The organism is Paenibacillus sp. 11B (genome assembly GCF_030487755.1).
Lineage (GTDB): Bacteria > Bacillota > Bacilli > Paenibacillales > Paenibacillaceae > Paenibacillus > Paenibacillus vandeheii.
Genome location: NZ_JAUKNS010000001.1, coordinates 899,893 through 915,008, shown reverse-complemented (window position 1 = coordinate 915,008; position 15,116 = coordinate 899,893). Strand labels below are relative to the sequence as shown.

The following is a 15,116-nucleotide window of genomic DNA, read 5'->3' as shown; positions in this document are numbered from 1 at the left end:
GACGCGTTATATAGGGAGAACGGGAAATGAACTTGCGGATGAAGCTGGCCATGGCATTTCTGTTGCTCATCATTGTACCGATGTGCACGCTTGGAATCGGCATGTTCTTGGTCACATCACATACGATTGAGAAAAAATACAATCAGCAGTCTGAATATGCACTTCAGGCCATTAGCTATAATATCGAGAATGTTTTTCAACAGATCAACAATGTCACGGACAACGGCATTGCCACATCGGTATTCCAGATGGCTTTGAACGCCAAAGATCCGAGCAAGCAGGATCTTGGAACCGGTAATCAATTGTCGCTGAATGCCAGCCAGCGTAATTTCCGTTCCCTTTTATACAACTACCCGTTCATTAGTTATGCCTTCTTGTATGATTTGCGTCCGCGTTCATCTCAGGATAACCAAATTGTCTCTATATTCACGAAGGAAAACTTTCAAGCACTTCCTTTTCAGCAATTTAAAGTTCATCCAATATTCAAAGAAATCCAGGAACTCAACGGCGTACCCAAATGGCTTGCCCCTCTGGAATATCCTGAACTGACGGGCGTAGAGCCTGTCTTTACTCAGATTCGGTTGGTCAAGGAGCTCAGTTATTTTCAGAATATCGGTGTTCTGGTCGTTCAGATTAAAAAAGGGGAGATGGACCGCATCTTCCGCCATTTGAAAATAAGTGATCCTGCACAGGATACTTCGTTCCTGCTGATCAATGAAGAGGGTCTGATCGTATACGATCCTTCCGGACGATACAGCGGCGAGAAGATGGAGAATCTGGGTGTGCGTTCTGGCATTTATGGACCGGGGTTCAGCAGCACCAGAGCCGTGTTCGATGGCAGTGAAAGCATCATTTCACAATATCATCTGAAAAACTATAACTGGAGTCTGATCAGTGTCACTTCATGGGAAGCATTATCCGCAGAGACGAATGTGTTTGCAGGCTGGTCCATTATCATCATTCTGCTGTGTCTGCTTGCTGCGATGGTTTTCAACGTGTTCTTCATGAACCGGATTACAGGTAATATTGCGGTTCTCGTAAGATTCATGAGGCGGGTAGATGACGGGGATTTCAATGCCCGGGTTGAAGGAAGTGGCTTTGACGAGATGCAGCTGCTCGCCCAAGGATTCAATGAATTACTGGATCGCATCGGAGGCCTGTTCCGACGTGTGCGTGCCGAGCAGCAGCAGAAGGCCAAGGCAGAACTGCGCGTGCTTCAAGCCCAGATCAAACCTCATTTTCTGTTTAATACACTGGAATCCATTAACGGACTAGCCATGAGGGGAGAAGGGCGTAAAGTAAGTGAAATGGTGACAAGACTTGGCAATATGCTGCGAATCAGCATTCAGGATCAGGAGGAAATTTCGCTCAGTGAGGAGCTAAGGCACCTGCAGAGCTATCTTGAGATCCAGCATTACAGATTCAGTGATTTGTTCCGGTATGAGATCGACATTCCATCTCATCTGTACACTTCATCCATGCTCAAGCTCACTCTCCAACCTCTTGTGGAAAATAGTATTCAGCATGGGTTTGAGGGAATTGAATATCAGGGTGTACTTCGGATCAGCGCATTTGTGGAACGAAATAATCTGGTGCTGCGAGTTGAGGATAATGGGATCGGTATTCCCCAGGAAATGTTGGCTCGATTCGAATACATGGCAGATGACCCGCCCGAATACATCATGGCAGAGGGAACGAAGCCTCTGTCTTCAATGGCAGAGCGCCGAGGGCTGGGATTAAGAAGTGTGGCAGATCGGATACGGATTCAATATGGGGCCGGATACGGGGTGTTTATATGTTCATCTCCGGGGCATGGCACCATCATTCAATGTATTATTCCACAATATGAGCAGGGGGAAGATGAATGAATCTAACCGCGTTGCTGGTTGACGATGAGCTGCCGATTTTGGAGAATTTGAGTTTTATTTTGCCGTGGGAAGACATGGGCATTGAAATTGTGGGTACGGCCAGAAGCGGGTCGGAAGCGCTGGATAAAGTTGCAGAATATCACCCCGACATCATGTTGTGTGATATTCGCATGCCCTCTATGGATGGTCTGGAGCTGATTCGAATGCTGCGGGAACAAGGTGAAACTTGCGAGATTATTTTGCTGACAGGATATCAGCAGTTCGAGTATGCCCGTACGGCCATTCGTTACAATGTCCATGAATACATATGCAAGCCAATTGATTATCTGGATCTGGAACATAAACTGCGTGAGCTTGCCGGGCAGATTCAGAAGAAACGGTTGGAAATGGAGGCCGAACGCCACCGTAAATCGGAGATGGAAGTATGGGTAAGACACAAACATATCATTGACCTGATGCGTAAAGAAGAGGATACGTTATTTTCTTCCCCTCCTTCTTCCCCGGAACCACAGGCATCTTCGTTACGGTATGTCCTTCTGCTTATCGATGTGTCGGGTTATTTCAAGCATTCGATCGGATGGTCCGGGGCCCGGCACCAAAGCTGGCATGGAATGATCCGTTCCAGACTTAGAGAGGTTACAGACGGGATCTGTGAAGGAACTTTGCTGATTTCGGCCCGTAAGGGAGAATGGTGTATGCTGGTGGAGGCGTCAGATGAATGGGAACTGCGGGCAGATGCATTAGCTCAACAGGTCCTGTTGGAATTAGATGCGACATTCGAGCCAGGTTCAGGCATGAAAACAAGAGTCATTCAGGATGTTATGCCTGTGAGGCTAGATGATCAGATGGCTGAGCGATATCGGCACTGTCAGCGATTGCTGATTATGAATGATTCTGATCAGCGCAGCGATGTGCTGGAATCAGAAACTGGTGAGCCCTCCATCATGTCATCCAAAGAACCTTCCAGAAGGGCAACGCTGTGGATTACAAAAGAAGATTTGGACTTGATCACCCGCTGGATCAGACAGGGAAACAAACAGGGATTGATTGACCTGCTCGTTACGCTCAAACATCGGATGAGCGAGCATAAGAGTGCCCTGGACGGCGTAGCCGAAAACAGCCTACGTTTTTTGCTTGTACATATGCTTCGTGAATTGCGCGAAGTACATGTCATGGCTGAACAAGACGAAATACACTTCTGGAGTGCATTGCATTCAGCAACCTCCATCAAGGAATTAATCGAACTGGCGGAGGCACTTGCTTTTGCTTGTCATGATAAGAAAAGTACGCCTCGCCCTTCTGTGTCGGAGCTGATTATGTCTGCGTGCGAGTATATGAACGCCAGGCTGGAATGTGATCTGGGGATTGATGAGGTAGCTGATTGGCTGGGAATCAGTCCGGGCTACTTTTGCCAGTTATTCAAAAATCAGATGGGGGTCACCTTTGTTGAATATATGACCCAAAAACGGATGGAGAGCGCAGCCTTATTATTAAGTACAACAGAATGGAGTATTACAGCGATCGGGGAAGCGACAGGGTACAAGGAGCGGCGATATTTCTCCAAAGTGTTCCATAAACATTTTCACATGAAACCTTCGGAATTCAGATCAAACCTAAGAGCAGGTTCATAATGGGGAGGGAAGCATGCGTATGAAATCGATGGATCAGCTTTCGTTGGAACAGCGGGTAGGGCAGATGTTTATGTGTGGGTTCCATGGACAGCATGCGGATGAACAGATCAATCAACTGATCCGTAATTATCATGTTGGAGGCGTCATTTATTTCAGACGGAATGTGGAGAGCGTAGACCAGTTAAATCAATTGTCTGCCGACTTGCAGGCAATTGCGGCTGAAGCAGGGGAATTGCCTCTGATGATCTCCGTGGATCAAGAGGGTGGCATGGTGGCCCGGATTGACAAGGAGGGCGTGACCCAGGTGCCGGGAAATATGGCGCTCGGAGCAACCGGCAATCCGGCGTATACACTCGAATGTGCCCAAATTTTAGGTCATGAGTTGAAAAGCATCGGCATTGATATGAACCTTGCTCCCGTGCTAGACGTGAATAACAATATTCTGAACCCGGTCATCGGGGTGCGATCCTATGGCGAGAATGCGGAGAGCGTAGCTGCTCATGGCGCAGCAGCTATAAAAGGATATCAGTCCCGAGGTGTTGCTGCGACAGCGAAACATTTTCCCGGACACGGAGATACAGCGGTGGATTCACATCTCGGTATGGTCACCGTACCTCATGAACGTAACAGGCTGGATCAGGTGGAGCTTCTACCGTTCCGTCGGGCGATTGAGGCCGGAGTGGATGCCATTATGACTGCTCACGTCATCTTTCCGGCGATTGAACCGGAGCCGATTCCAGCTACACTGTCCCGTAAAGTATTGACGGGTCTGTTACGCGAAGAAATGGGCTTTGACGGCATTATTATTACAGACTGTCTGGAAATGCATGCGATATCCAAGCCATATGGTGTGGCCGAGGCAGCCATTCGTGCTGTGGAGGCAGGTGCTGATCTAATTCTGGTCAGTCATACACTGCAAGATCAAGTCTCTGCTGTTGAAGCCGTTGTTGAAGCCGTTCGCACTGGGCGAATTGAAGAAGCAACCATTAATCAGGCATTGGAACGTATTATTTCATGGAAGACAGCGCGTTGTGGTCAGTGGGAGCATACGCTTGTTTCCATGGAAGAGGATGATGCTGTACCTGATCGATCCGATGAAGATGGTGTCGATTTCTCAGCAAAAGAGAAGGATGAATTACCAAGGTCGCTGGCCTCTATCGAATCCACGTTGGATGAGATCGCCTCCAGTAGCATTACTGTGGTTCATAATGATGGATTACTTCCTTTAGACCCTGAAAAAGATGTGTATGTCATCTGGCCTGAAGTTGTACAGCGAACCGAAGTGGATGAACCATGGTCTCATACAGATTCACTTGGCGTGGCGTTATCGCAGCTGAGAGGCGGAGTTCGGGAGCATAAAATAACGACACAGCCGACCTATGATGAAGCGGACCTGATACTTAATAATGTGTCCGAGGGAGATCAAATCATCATATGTACTTATACTTCCGCAGGGCATCTTCCGAAAGGACAGCATCATTTGGTTCAAAAACTTAGTGAGAAGTATTCCCTGATTGTAGTCGCTTTGCGTAATCCATATGATCTATTGGAGATTCCGACGCCGGGAAGTTATATATGTACGTACGAGAATACTCCTGCAGTGGTTCGCGCATTGTCTCTTGTCTTAACAGGTGAATTGCAGCCGACAGGACGCTTACCTGTCAGTTTGCGTTAGCAAGTTCGATATCTCTACATCTCTCTTTGGCATGGTGCTTTTTCAGCCATGTCCTGGAGGGATTTTTTTATTGGAATTTGCGGCAGGTTTTAAAACCGATTTCACTCCAAATCGAAAAGTATAATAGATAACTATTTTCATAGTATTTTCGCTCTATTAAAAGTTTACAATTCTTATCAATTAATTTTAGCAACTTTTCCCGGCTGCAAGCGTCTAATAGTATGACTTTTTGAGGGGGATATTTATAAAATGGGAGCAGAAGGAGCCAAAGACAAAGAATGAATTTGAAGAAGAAATTATCCGTACTTACCGCTTTAGCTGTATTCCAAGCGTTTGCAGCGATTCCAGCGAATGTACTAGCAGCCGATCAAAGTGATACAACAACAACAAATACAGCCAATGTTAAATCCGTGGAGGTTGTGAAGAAAGAACAAACCATCGTGGAATCGGATGTAAAGTCCGGGTCAGATTCAAAACAGTCTGATAACAATGAAGTTGAAGGAACAAACCCGGTGACCAATGAAACTACGGGAACAGATGTTACTCCGGTTGACCCTGTTACAGACCCTGCTGATGAAGAGGGTTCGGAAGAGGAAACAACAGTACCTACGACTCCGGTTGAGGTTGAGCAACCATCTACAAGCGGTCAATCTGTAGCCGGAAGTAAAGGCGGAGATCTGACACTTTACATGAATAGCAATAAAATGATGCAAGACGGCAAAACATATCTTGCAGGACAGCCGATGGCTGTTAAAAATGGCGTATCTTATGTAGCGATCCGCGCACTGGTTGATCGGGTTGGATATGATGTGAAATATGACAATACAACCAAAGAAACCATTATTATTAGTGGCGAAGATGAGCTTCGCTTCAAAACGAATAGCACTATTTACACAGTAAACGGTGAATCCAGAACGATGAAGGGCCCTGCCTATCAACAAAAAAATACCTTCATGGTGCCACTGACGTCGATTACGCAGGCTCTCAACATTACTTATAAAGTGAATCAGTCTGCGAAGACGGTTGTACTGAACCTGAGTACCAAACCGGTAGCCAGCTTCACGGTACCAAAAGAGATTTTTGCAGGAGACACGGTGACATACAACACTAAATCCAGCTCTCCCAAGGGATTAGACATCGTCGACGAGCGCTGGACGGGCCGTCAGGATTCGTTTGATCAACCAGGTACATATACGGTAACGTATGCTGTCCAGGATTCGAGCGGACAATGGAGTGATCCGTACTCTGTTACGATTCAGGTTCAGAAACCCAATCTTCCTCCTGTAGCGATGTTTATGACAGACAAGGAAGAATACAAAATGGGTGAAAAGATCACGTATATTGATCAAAGCACCGATGATGAAAATGCCATTGTGAAAACCGAATGGGAAAACAATGCTTTGGCATTCTTTGTTCCGGGACCAAAGACGGTAACGATTACCGTTACGGACAAACATGGTGCTAGTAACAGCTATACCAAGACGGTTAACATTACAGGAGAAACGCTGTACACCATGACTGATTTTAATCAGTTGTTTACACCTGTAGGCGAGAAGTTCAGCTTCGACGGTAGCGGAGTACCATCGATGGAGAAAATACCTTTCACATATTACGACGAACCGAGTTTGCTGATTCGTAGTAACAGCCCGGAAACCGTTAATACAGAAGGTATTGTTTATAAGGAATCTTCCTTTGGACAAACGCGTTTCATGATTCACCATGTGAACAACACAGGTAAGAACGTGAAAATGTATGTTGTTGCGACAAACAACAATGCATATACGGCATCTATTGAACAGCAAAACATGGGCTTTGCAGGTCCGTCACCAATAGCGACTGCGGCAGGTAAATTGTCCATTGATCGCTGGTTCCAGTCTATACAGAACGGTACGGGACAAAAGAAAGTGTACATCCAACCTGGAGAGAGCAAGCTAATTCTGACCGAATTGAGTGTTCTTCCTATGAAGCAGGGTCAAGTCATCTCCTTGTACTCGGATGTATTCAGCGATTATGAACTCGATTACAATATTATTATGATTGATGAGAATAAAGATCCGATGACGGTATGGTCCACCCTGCCTGTTCTGGATCGTGATGGTGTTCATAACCGGGGAACATACCCGAATGCAACACGTATCATTACGTACGACCAAGAAGTGGGATCGAAGCCTGCACGTCTGCCGCTCGGCGACAATGCAAGTGACCCGAATCTGGTCGGAACAGATCCAATGGCGTATACAGATGCTTCTAACGCGGGTAACTTCGGTGTTCTCTACAAAATTACACTGAACAATGTTGCTCCTCGGACTTTAATCTCGTTCAACCCACGTGGTGGTAAATACTCGGGTGTAGCGCTCGTTAATGGAGAAGTTGTACAGATTTCGAACGGCAAATCCGTAAGCGCTCCGAATGAACAAAGTGTACTCTATCGTACAGGCTCGTATGGTCAAAGTGTAACGATTCTGTTCTCCGCAGCACCAGGAAGCAATCTTCCTGTCAATTTGCTGTTCACACCGCTTCCGACAGAGAAATAATTGTTTCTCTTGTCACCAGAAACGGACGGTTTGGAGTGAAAGCTTATATGCTATATATCCTGTCACCCCAAAAGTCGCCCGAAGGATTAATCATCTGAACCGTCAGGAAAGGACTCCATGTTTATGGGGTCCTTTTTCATTGTAACAGTAGAATCAGAGGGCTCAGGTCCGTTCGTTGACTATGAACTTCATTTAAGGCATTATTAGTAGTATATAAATCAAGCATAAGTATCAGCATTTTGCATAATTTGATTTCACACGCTAACGGGTACAATACCTAGACGGATAGACCCATTTCGATATAGGTGTTGCTGAATTGAATTCGCTCTTTGGATTTATGCAGAATGCTCGTATGACAGGAGGTGCTATAGGTCATGCTGTCGACAGAACAGATTATTACTACCATGTCCTCGCAGGGGCTCCGCATTACGGATCAGCGGAAAACACTGGCCCGGTTATTTGCCGAATCCCCCGGGTATTTGACACCCAAGGACGTCTATGAATATATGGGTAAGACTTACAGCGGACTGAGTTTTGATACGGTGTACCGGAATTTGCGTGTCATGCAGGAATTGGGTGTACTGGAGCAGGTCATCTTTGAGGATGGGGTGAAGTTCAGAGCACATTGCAGTGAGGATCATCATCACCACCATATGATTTGTCTGAAATGCCAAAAGACATATCCAATCGTTTTTTGCCCGATGCAGCTTGCAGATGCGCCTGAGCAATTCCAGGTCGTCGATCATAAATTTGAAGTTTTCGGGTACTGTAAGGACTGTGCCGAACATATGCCAGCCAAAGCGTCATCCGGACATCAGCACACTCACGGGAAGCACTGACGATGAAGTTATCCCGCAGATTGGTTCAGGCTCCCATTCGGGTGTATCGCAGCTATATCTCTCCATTGAAGCCGCCGACGTGTCGTTTCTATCCTACCTGCTCGGCGTATGCGATGGAGGCGATTGAAGTTCATGGTGCGTTTAAAGGATCGCTGCTTGCGGCAAAGCGCATTGCGAAATGCCATCCGTTTCATCCAGGTGGAGTGGATTTGGTTCCACCAAAGGCTTAAAAGTCTGTGATGGTATCCGATTAACGAGCCAATGGTCGTTTTGCAGAATTGAGTTGATTTAAGAATTGCTGTCCACTTGACAAAGGAGGCAGTATTTCAGTATATTTTTCGTATAATGATTTCCAGTGAAGGGATAAGTACAGACACACCCCCAGTGCAGAGAGCCGGATGAGCTGAGAACCGGTCTGGGAGGAGGATGGAATATGGTCCCGGAGGAACCTCTTTCGAGCGTGCAGACGTTGATTTAGAACGGGCTGTCGTAAGGCTGAGGCGTGATCCAGCGTTAATGGGCGGTCGAAGGACCGGCAGAGCCTGTGTTTTGTGAAAAGCACGGGGAATTTGGGTGGTAACACGTGAGAGCAACTCTCGTCCCATATAGGGACGGGAGTTTTTTGTGTTCTTTTTTAGGCAAAGCAAGCAATAAAAATGCAGGACCATATGAAGGAGGAGAAGTCATTTATGGCTGATCAAAAAACATTTTATCTGACAACACCGATTTATTATCCGAGTGACAAACTGCATATCGGACACGCGTACACGACTGTGGCGGGTGATGCCATGGTTCGTTACAAACGTCTGCGCGGTTATGCTGTTCACTATCTGACAGGAACCGATGAGCATGGTCAGAAGATTGAGCGCAAGGCACAAGAGAAAGGACAGTCGCCACAAGCTTTTATCGACGATATCGTTGTGGGTATCAAGGAACTGTGGAACAAGCTGGACATCTCCAATGACGACTTCATTCGGACTACGGAAGAACGCCACAAAACAGTGGTACAGGATATCTTTGACCGTTTATTGAAACAAGGGGATATCTACAAGGGTGAGTACGAAGGCTGGTACAGTATCCCGGATGAGACCTACTACACGGAAACCCAGCTGGTTGATGTGGAGAAGAATGACAAGGGCGAGATTATCTCGGCCAAAAGTCCGGATAGCGGACATCCGGTGGAGCTGGTAAAAGAAGAATCCTACTTCTTCCGGATGAGCAAGTATGCCGATCGTTTGCTGAAATATTATGAAGAGAATCCGGGTTTTATTCAGCCGGAGTCACGTAAAAATGAAATGATTAACAACTTCATCAAGCCGGGTCTGGAAGACTTGGCTGTATCGCGGACAACTTTCGAATGGGGCGTCAAAGTTAAAGGCGATCCGAAACACGTTGTGTACGTATGGATTGATGCGTTATCCAACTATATTACAGCTCTGGGCTATGGATCATCCGATCCATCCCTGTATAAGAAGTTTTGGCCTGCGGACGTTCATTTGGTAGGGAAGGAAATTGTTCGTTTCCATACGATTTACTGGCCGATTATGCTGATGGCACTGGACCTACCTTTACCGAAAAAAGTGTTTGCCCACGGCTGGCTGTTGATGAAAGACGGCAAAATGTCCAAATCCAAAGGCAATGTCGTTGACCCGGTAACCCTGATTGACCGTTATGGTCTGGATGCACTTCGTTATTACCTGCTGCGTGAAGTTCCATTTGGTTCAGATGGTACATTTACTCCAGAAAGCTTTGTAGAGCGTGTGAACTCCGACCTGGCAAATGACCTTGGAAACCTGTTGAATCGTACAGTAGCCATGGTGGACAAATATTTCGAAGGTAGAGCGCCTGAATTTACTTCCGGTGTGACCGAATTTGATGCATCTCTTGAAGAAGCGGGTCTTGCTGCTGTGGAGAAAGTGGAGCAGGCCATGGAAAATCTACAGTTTTCCGTAGCGTTGACAGCGATCAGTCAGTTTGTGAGCCGCAGCAACAAATACATTGACGAGACTCAGCCTTGGGCTCTGGCTCGTGATGAGGCGAAACGGAATGAACTGGCATCGGTAATGTCGCATCTGATTGAAAGCTTGCGGATTGCTTCCATCCTCTTGCAGCCGTTCCTGACACGTGCTCCGCGCAAAATCTGGGAACAGCTCGGCATTCAGGAAGGTGAACTGACGGCCTGGGATTCAGCGAAGCAATGGGGCGTTATTCCGGCTGGCAACGCTTTGCAGAAGGGTGACCCGATCTTCCCACGTTTGGACTCTGAACAGGAGATTGCTTATATTGCTGAAGCGATGACTGGAGGCAAAAAAGCTGAAGTGCAGCCTGAGGCAGCTCAAGTAGATGCTGGAGGAGCTTCTGAAGCCGCTCAACCCGTCACAGCACCAGAAGGCAAAGAAGAGATCGGTATTGATGATTTCGCCAAAGTGGAACTGCGTGTCGCTCAAGTAATTGCCTGTGAGCCGGTCAAGAAAGCCGATAAATTGCTGAAGCTGCAGCTGGATCTTGGCTATGAGCAACGTCAGGTTGTATCGGGAATTGCGAAGTTTTATTCCCCAGAAGATATGGTTGGACGCAAAGTCATCTGTGTGACGAACCTCAAGCCTGTGAAATTGCGCGGTGAACTGTCCCAGGGCATGATTCTGGCAGCATCCCACGGAGATCAGCTTACACTGGCAACGGTACCAGATAATATGCCTAATGGCGCACAAGTAAAATAGGACTTTGACCATGTAACCAATATATGGTTTGTATTGCTGTAATAGAAGGTGGCTCGATGAGAATCGGGTCACTTTTTATTTTGGATAAAATCGATCTGATGCGAAGAAAACAAGCATATACTGTTATGAACTCCGTGCTCAAGGAAAGAATGAATAGGACAGAGCGGCTTGACAAGTTCGTGCAGGTTACCTATAATTCTTTCAGTAATGTTTACGATTAAGAGATGCGGAGTGAATACTAGTGAAATTTTATAATGGAAGAAATCTAGACCAGGTAAACCGGACTCTAGCAACAGGTAGAAGAGGACAGATGAAATGGATGCTCAGCGGTCTGGTTGTTCTTAGTTTGCTCATATTGTCGGCATGCGGTCAGAGTAATAATTCGGAGAGTGCCAAGCTGGTGGAAGGTAAAGTGAATGTGATCACGAGCTTCTATCCTGTCTATGCGTTTACGGCGACAATTGGCGGAGACGATGCGAATGTCATTAATTTGCTGCCAACAGGTGTTGAACCACATGATTGGACGCCGAAGAGCCAAGATATTGTGAATACATCCAAAGCCCAGTTATTCCTATATAATGGTGCAGGCTTGGAAGGATGGGTCCCCAACTTCCTGAAGTCACTGAATAGCGATACCAAGGTGAAGTCCGTTGCAGTAAGTGAAGGGGTTACTCTATTAACTGCTGAGGGTGATGATGGACACGGTCATGGTGAAGAACAGGTCGATGAACATAGTGACGAACATGCTGATGAAGCTAACGCAGAGGATATTGCAGACCATCATGTGGACCCCCATACATGGGTAAGTCCCAAATCGGCAATGATAATGGCTGAAAATATCAAAAACAGCCTGGTTGAAGTAGACCCTGCCCATAAAGAAGGATATGAACAACGCTATGAAGAGCTGCGGACCAAGCTGGAAACGCTGGATCAGCACTTTACAGACGAATTGTCCAACGTTCCCAATAAGGAAATTGTTGTTTCGCATCAGGCTTTTGGTTACCTAGCACGTGATTATGGGTTAACCCAGCATGCCATTATGGGACTTTCTCCAGATGCGGAGCCCACAGGTCAAGATATTGTGAATTTGGCTAAGCTGGTGAAGGATGAAGGGATTAAATACATTTTCTTCGAAGAGCTGGTATCTGACAAACTGGCAAAAACCCTCGCCAATGAAGCAGGTGTAGAGACAATGGTCCTGAATCCTGTAGAAGGTTTAACCAAAGAACAGGTCACAAACGGGGATGATTATTTCACCCTGATGGAGAAAAATTTGCAAAATCTGCTGATCGCATTAAAATAAGATAGACTGAAGGATTCGTTTGCAATCCTTATATATAATGAAGGGCGGCTTTGCCATGCAGCAAATCATGCCATTGTGTCATGATCCAATTATAGAGATCGAGAAACTATCATTTTCCTACGGTGACCAGCGAGTGATCGAAAATCTTGATTTTATGGTCCAGGAAAGGGATTTTGTCGGGATTATCGGTTCAAACGGGGCGGGCAAAACGACATTGCTGCGGATGTTGGTTGGACTGTTGCCTCCAGCCGAGGGAGACATCAAGCTGTTCGGACAGTCGATCCGCCGATTCAAGGATTGGGAACGGATTGGTTATGTTCCGCAAAAAAATGCGTTTAATCCATTGTTCCCTGCAACGGTAAGGGAAGTAGTCATGTCCGGCTTGTACAACAACAAGAATATGTTTCGCCGGATGTCCCGTAAATGTCAGCAGCAGTGCACAGATGCCATGCAGGTGATGCGGATTGAGGATTTGGCGAACAAACGAATCGGACAACTGTCCGGCGGACAGCAGCAGCGCGTGTTTTTGGCACGGGCGCTTATTAATCACCCTGATCTGCTGATTCTGGATGAACCGACGGTGGGCATTGATGCCGAATCCCAGGCCAGCTTTTTTGAACTCATTACCCATATGCATGAACATCACCGGATGACATTCCTGATGGTATCACATGATATGGACCGGATGGAGAGTTATCTCGGTTCAAAAGCAGCGGTGACGAACGGAAAGATACATTTTCATGTCCGTCATTCCCATGAGGTGGAAGACTGTGCCGAGACGAATTTGCAACATACCACCACCCAGGTTCGTTAGAGCGAGTACACAACCAGATTAGAGCAAGGCCGAAGGAGTCGTGTGTGTTTTGGAAATTTTAATGAGTGATTTTTTTCAGCGGGCGCTGGCGGGTGGATTGCTAATTGGCATCACAGCACCCTTGATCGGATTGTTTCTGGTGCTGCGACGTTTATCCATGATCGGCGATACTCTGTCTCATGTAACGATCGCCGGGGTTGCACTCGGATTCCTTATCGAAGTGTATCCGATTGCGGTGGGGCTGATATTTGCTGTGCTCGCCTCATTTGCAATAGAGAAACTGCGCAAGGCGTATAAGAGTTACGCCGAATTATCGATTGCAATCATCATGTCCGGTGGAGTGGCGCTGGCTTCGTTGTTCTTCACGCTGGGCAAAGGGTATAATACAGATGTTATGAGTTACCTGTTCGGCAGTATTTATACACTGGATTCCACGGATTTGAAGCTGGTTGGTGTGGTCACGCTGATCGTGGTCATCGTTGTAGCGTTGTTACATAAGGAGTTTTTCCTGCTCAGCTTTGAGGAGGATGCCGCAGCGGTTACCGGGCTGCCTGTGAAACTGCTGAATATGCTGATTACCGTAATGACAGCCCTTGTCATTAGTACGGCGATCAAAATCGTCGGCGCATTGCTGGTATCGGCATTGCTGACCATTCCGGTAGCTGTAAGCTTACTGATGGCACGAAGCTTCAAATCGGCGATTATATTGTCTGTGGTTATTGGCGAAATTGCCGTAGTTATTGGACTGGTTGTGGCCGGGATCTGGAACCTTGCACCGGGAGCAACGATTGTACTTCTGCTTATCATGATGCTGATTCTTACGATGATTGGAAAAAAAGGGTTCCGAGCCTGATTCTGAACGTAAGCAAGTGAGCCCCCAGGGAAGGGAGATATTTGCTTCATGCCTGATGTTAATGTGTGGCTGGCTTTTGTAGCAGGATTAGCTTCGTTTATATCGCCTTGCTGTCTTCCGCTGTATCCTTCGTATCTTTCCTACATTACGGGGATGACGGTGCAACGGTTGAAGGATGAACGCAATCAGCGTGAAGTTCGCTTCAAGACATTGACTCATACGCTGGCGTTTATTTTGGGCTTCTCGGCAGTGTTTTATTCGCTGGGGCTGGGAGCCGGATTGTTTGGTCAATTTTTCAATGATAACCGTGATCTTATTCGTCAATTATCCGCGATTTTGATTATGTTAATGGGTTTATTTTTGCTCGGTTTGTTCAAACCACAGTTTCTGATGAAAGAGCGTAAGATGGATATGAAATGGAAACCAGCGGGTTACTTGGGTTCATTTATTTTTGGTATTGGTTTCTCAGCAGGCTGGTCGCCTTGTATTGGACCGATCTTGACTGCTATCATCGCGATGGCTGCGAGCGAACCAACCACCTGGCTGGCATTAATTACGGGTTACACGGCCGGCTTTGCGTTACCGTTCTTCATTCTGGCCTTTTTCATCGGTTCTACCCGCTGGATCTTGCGTTATTCCAATATCATGATGAAAGCCGGGGGCGCATTAATGTTGTTCCTTGGGGTGCTGTTATTCACGGATCAGATGACCAAAATAACGATCTGGTTACAGCAAATAACACCAGACTGGATGATTATATAGCCTTATATAGCCATCAACGAGTTGTTGTTTTATTCATGGTTTATTCCAAATAAGAACAAAGCAGGCTACGTGAAACCAGAATGATTCTGGTTCATGTAACCTGCTTTTTTAATCAAA

11 protein-coding genes are annotated in these 15,116 nt (G+C 46.5%); all 11 read left to right on the top strand.

Features of this window, described 5'->3' with window-relative positions:
* The first annotated feature begins 26 nt into the window (after nt 1–26).
* The 11 genes from Q0V21_RS04100 to Q0V21_RS04050 all read left to right on the top strand — a co-directional run bounded on the left by Q0V21_RS04100 (nt 27) and on the right by Q0V21_RS04050 (nt 14,999).
* Nucleotides 27–1,868 (top strand): cache domain-containing sensor histidine kinase, encoded by a 1,842-nt coding sequence (locus Q0V21_RS04100; RefSeq protein WP_301877703.1) that lies wholly within the window; start codon nt 27–29, stop codon nt 1,866–1,868.
* Nucleotides 1,865–3,499, top strand: coding sequence for a response regulator (locus Q0V21_RS04095; RefSeq protein WP_301877702.1), 1,635 nt, complete (start codon nt 1,865–1,867; stop codon nt 3,497–3,499). Before Q0V21_RS04100 ends, Q0V21_RS04095 begins: the two co-directional genes overlap by 4 nt.
* 13 nt (nt 3,500–3,512) lie before the next feature.
* Nucleotides 3,513–5,174, top strand: coding sequence for a beta-N-acetylhexosaminidase (gene nagZ / locus Q0V21_RS04090; protein ID WP_301877701.1), 1,662 nt, complete (start codon nt 3,513–3,515; stop codon nt 5,172–5,174).
* 278 nt (nt 5,175–5,452) lie between these two features.
* Nucleotides 5,453–7,708: a stalk domain-containing protein gene (locus Q0V21_RS04085; protein ID WP_301877700.1), complete on the top strand. Its 2,256-nt coding sequence runs from the start codon at nt 5,453–5,455 to the stop codon at nt 7,706–7,708.
* A 374-nt stretch (nt 7,709–8,082) separates the two neighbouring features.
* Nucleotides 8,083–8,547 (top strand): Fur family transcriptional regulator, encoded by a 465-nt coding sequence (locus tag Q0V21_RS04080; protein ID WP_024631023.1) that lies wholly within the window; start codon nt 8,083–8,085, stop codon nt 8,545–8,547.
* A gap of 2 nt (nt 8,548–8,549) precedes the next feature.
* Complete coding sequence (gene yidD, locus Q0V21_RS04075; RefSeq protein ID WP_301877699.1) at nt 8,550–8,777, top strand: membrane protein insertion efficiency factor YidD; 228 nt, start codon at nt 8,550–8,552, stop codon at nt 8,775–8,777.
* A gap of 438 nt (nt 8,778–9,215) precedes the next feature.
* On the top strand, nt 9,216–11,267 hold the full coding sequence (metG, locus tag Q0V21_RS04070; protein WP_301878398.1) for a methionine--tRNA ligase: 2,052 nt from the start codon (nt 9,216–9,218) through the stop codon (nt 11,265–11,267).
* A 310-nt stretch (nt 11,268–11,577) separates the two neighbouring features.
* The gene (locus Q0V21_RS04065; RefSeq protein ID WP_301877698.1) at nt 11,578–12,570 is read left to right on the top strand and encodes a metal ABC transporter solute-binding protein, Zn/Mn family; all 993 of its coding nucleotides are present in this window, start codon (nt 11,578–11,580) and stop codon (nt 12,568–12,570) included.
* Between the two features lie 55 nt (nt 12,571–12,625).
* Nucleotides 12,626–13,384 carry a metal ABC transporter ATP-binding protein gene (locus Q0V21_RS04060; protein ID WP_076291860.1) on the top strand — a complete coding sequence of 253 codons (759 nt, stop codon included), beginning with the start codon at nt 12,626–12,628 and terminating at the stop codon, nt 13,382–13,384.
* A 49-nt stretch (nt 13,385–13,433) separates the two neighbouring features.
* Nucleotides 13,434–14,237 (top strand): metal ABC transporter permease, encoded by an 804-nt coding sequence (locus Q0V21_RS04055; protein WP_024631018.1) that lies wholly within the window; start codon nt 13,434–13,436, stop codon nt 14,235–14,237.
* A gap of 48 nt (nt 14,238–14,285) precedes the next feature.
* Nucleotides 14,286–14,999, top strand: coding sequence for a cytochrome c biogenesis CcdA family protein (locus Q0V21_RS04050; protein WP_024631017.1), 714 nt, complete (start codon nt 14,286–14,288; stop codon nt 14,997–14,999).
* The last annotated feature ends 117 nt before the right edge of the window (nt 15,000–15,116 follow it).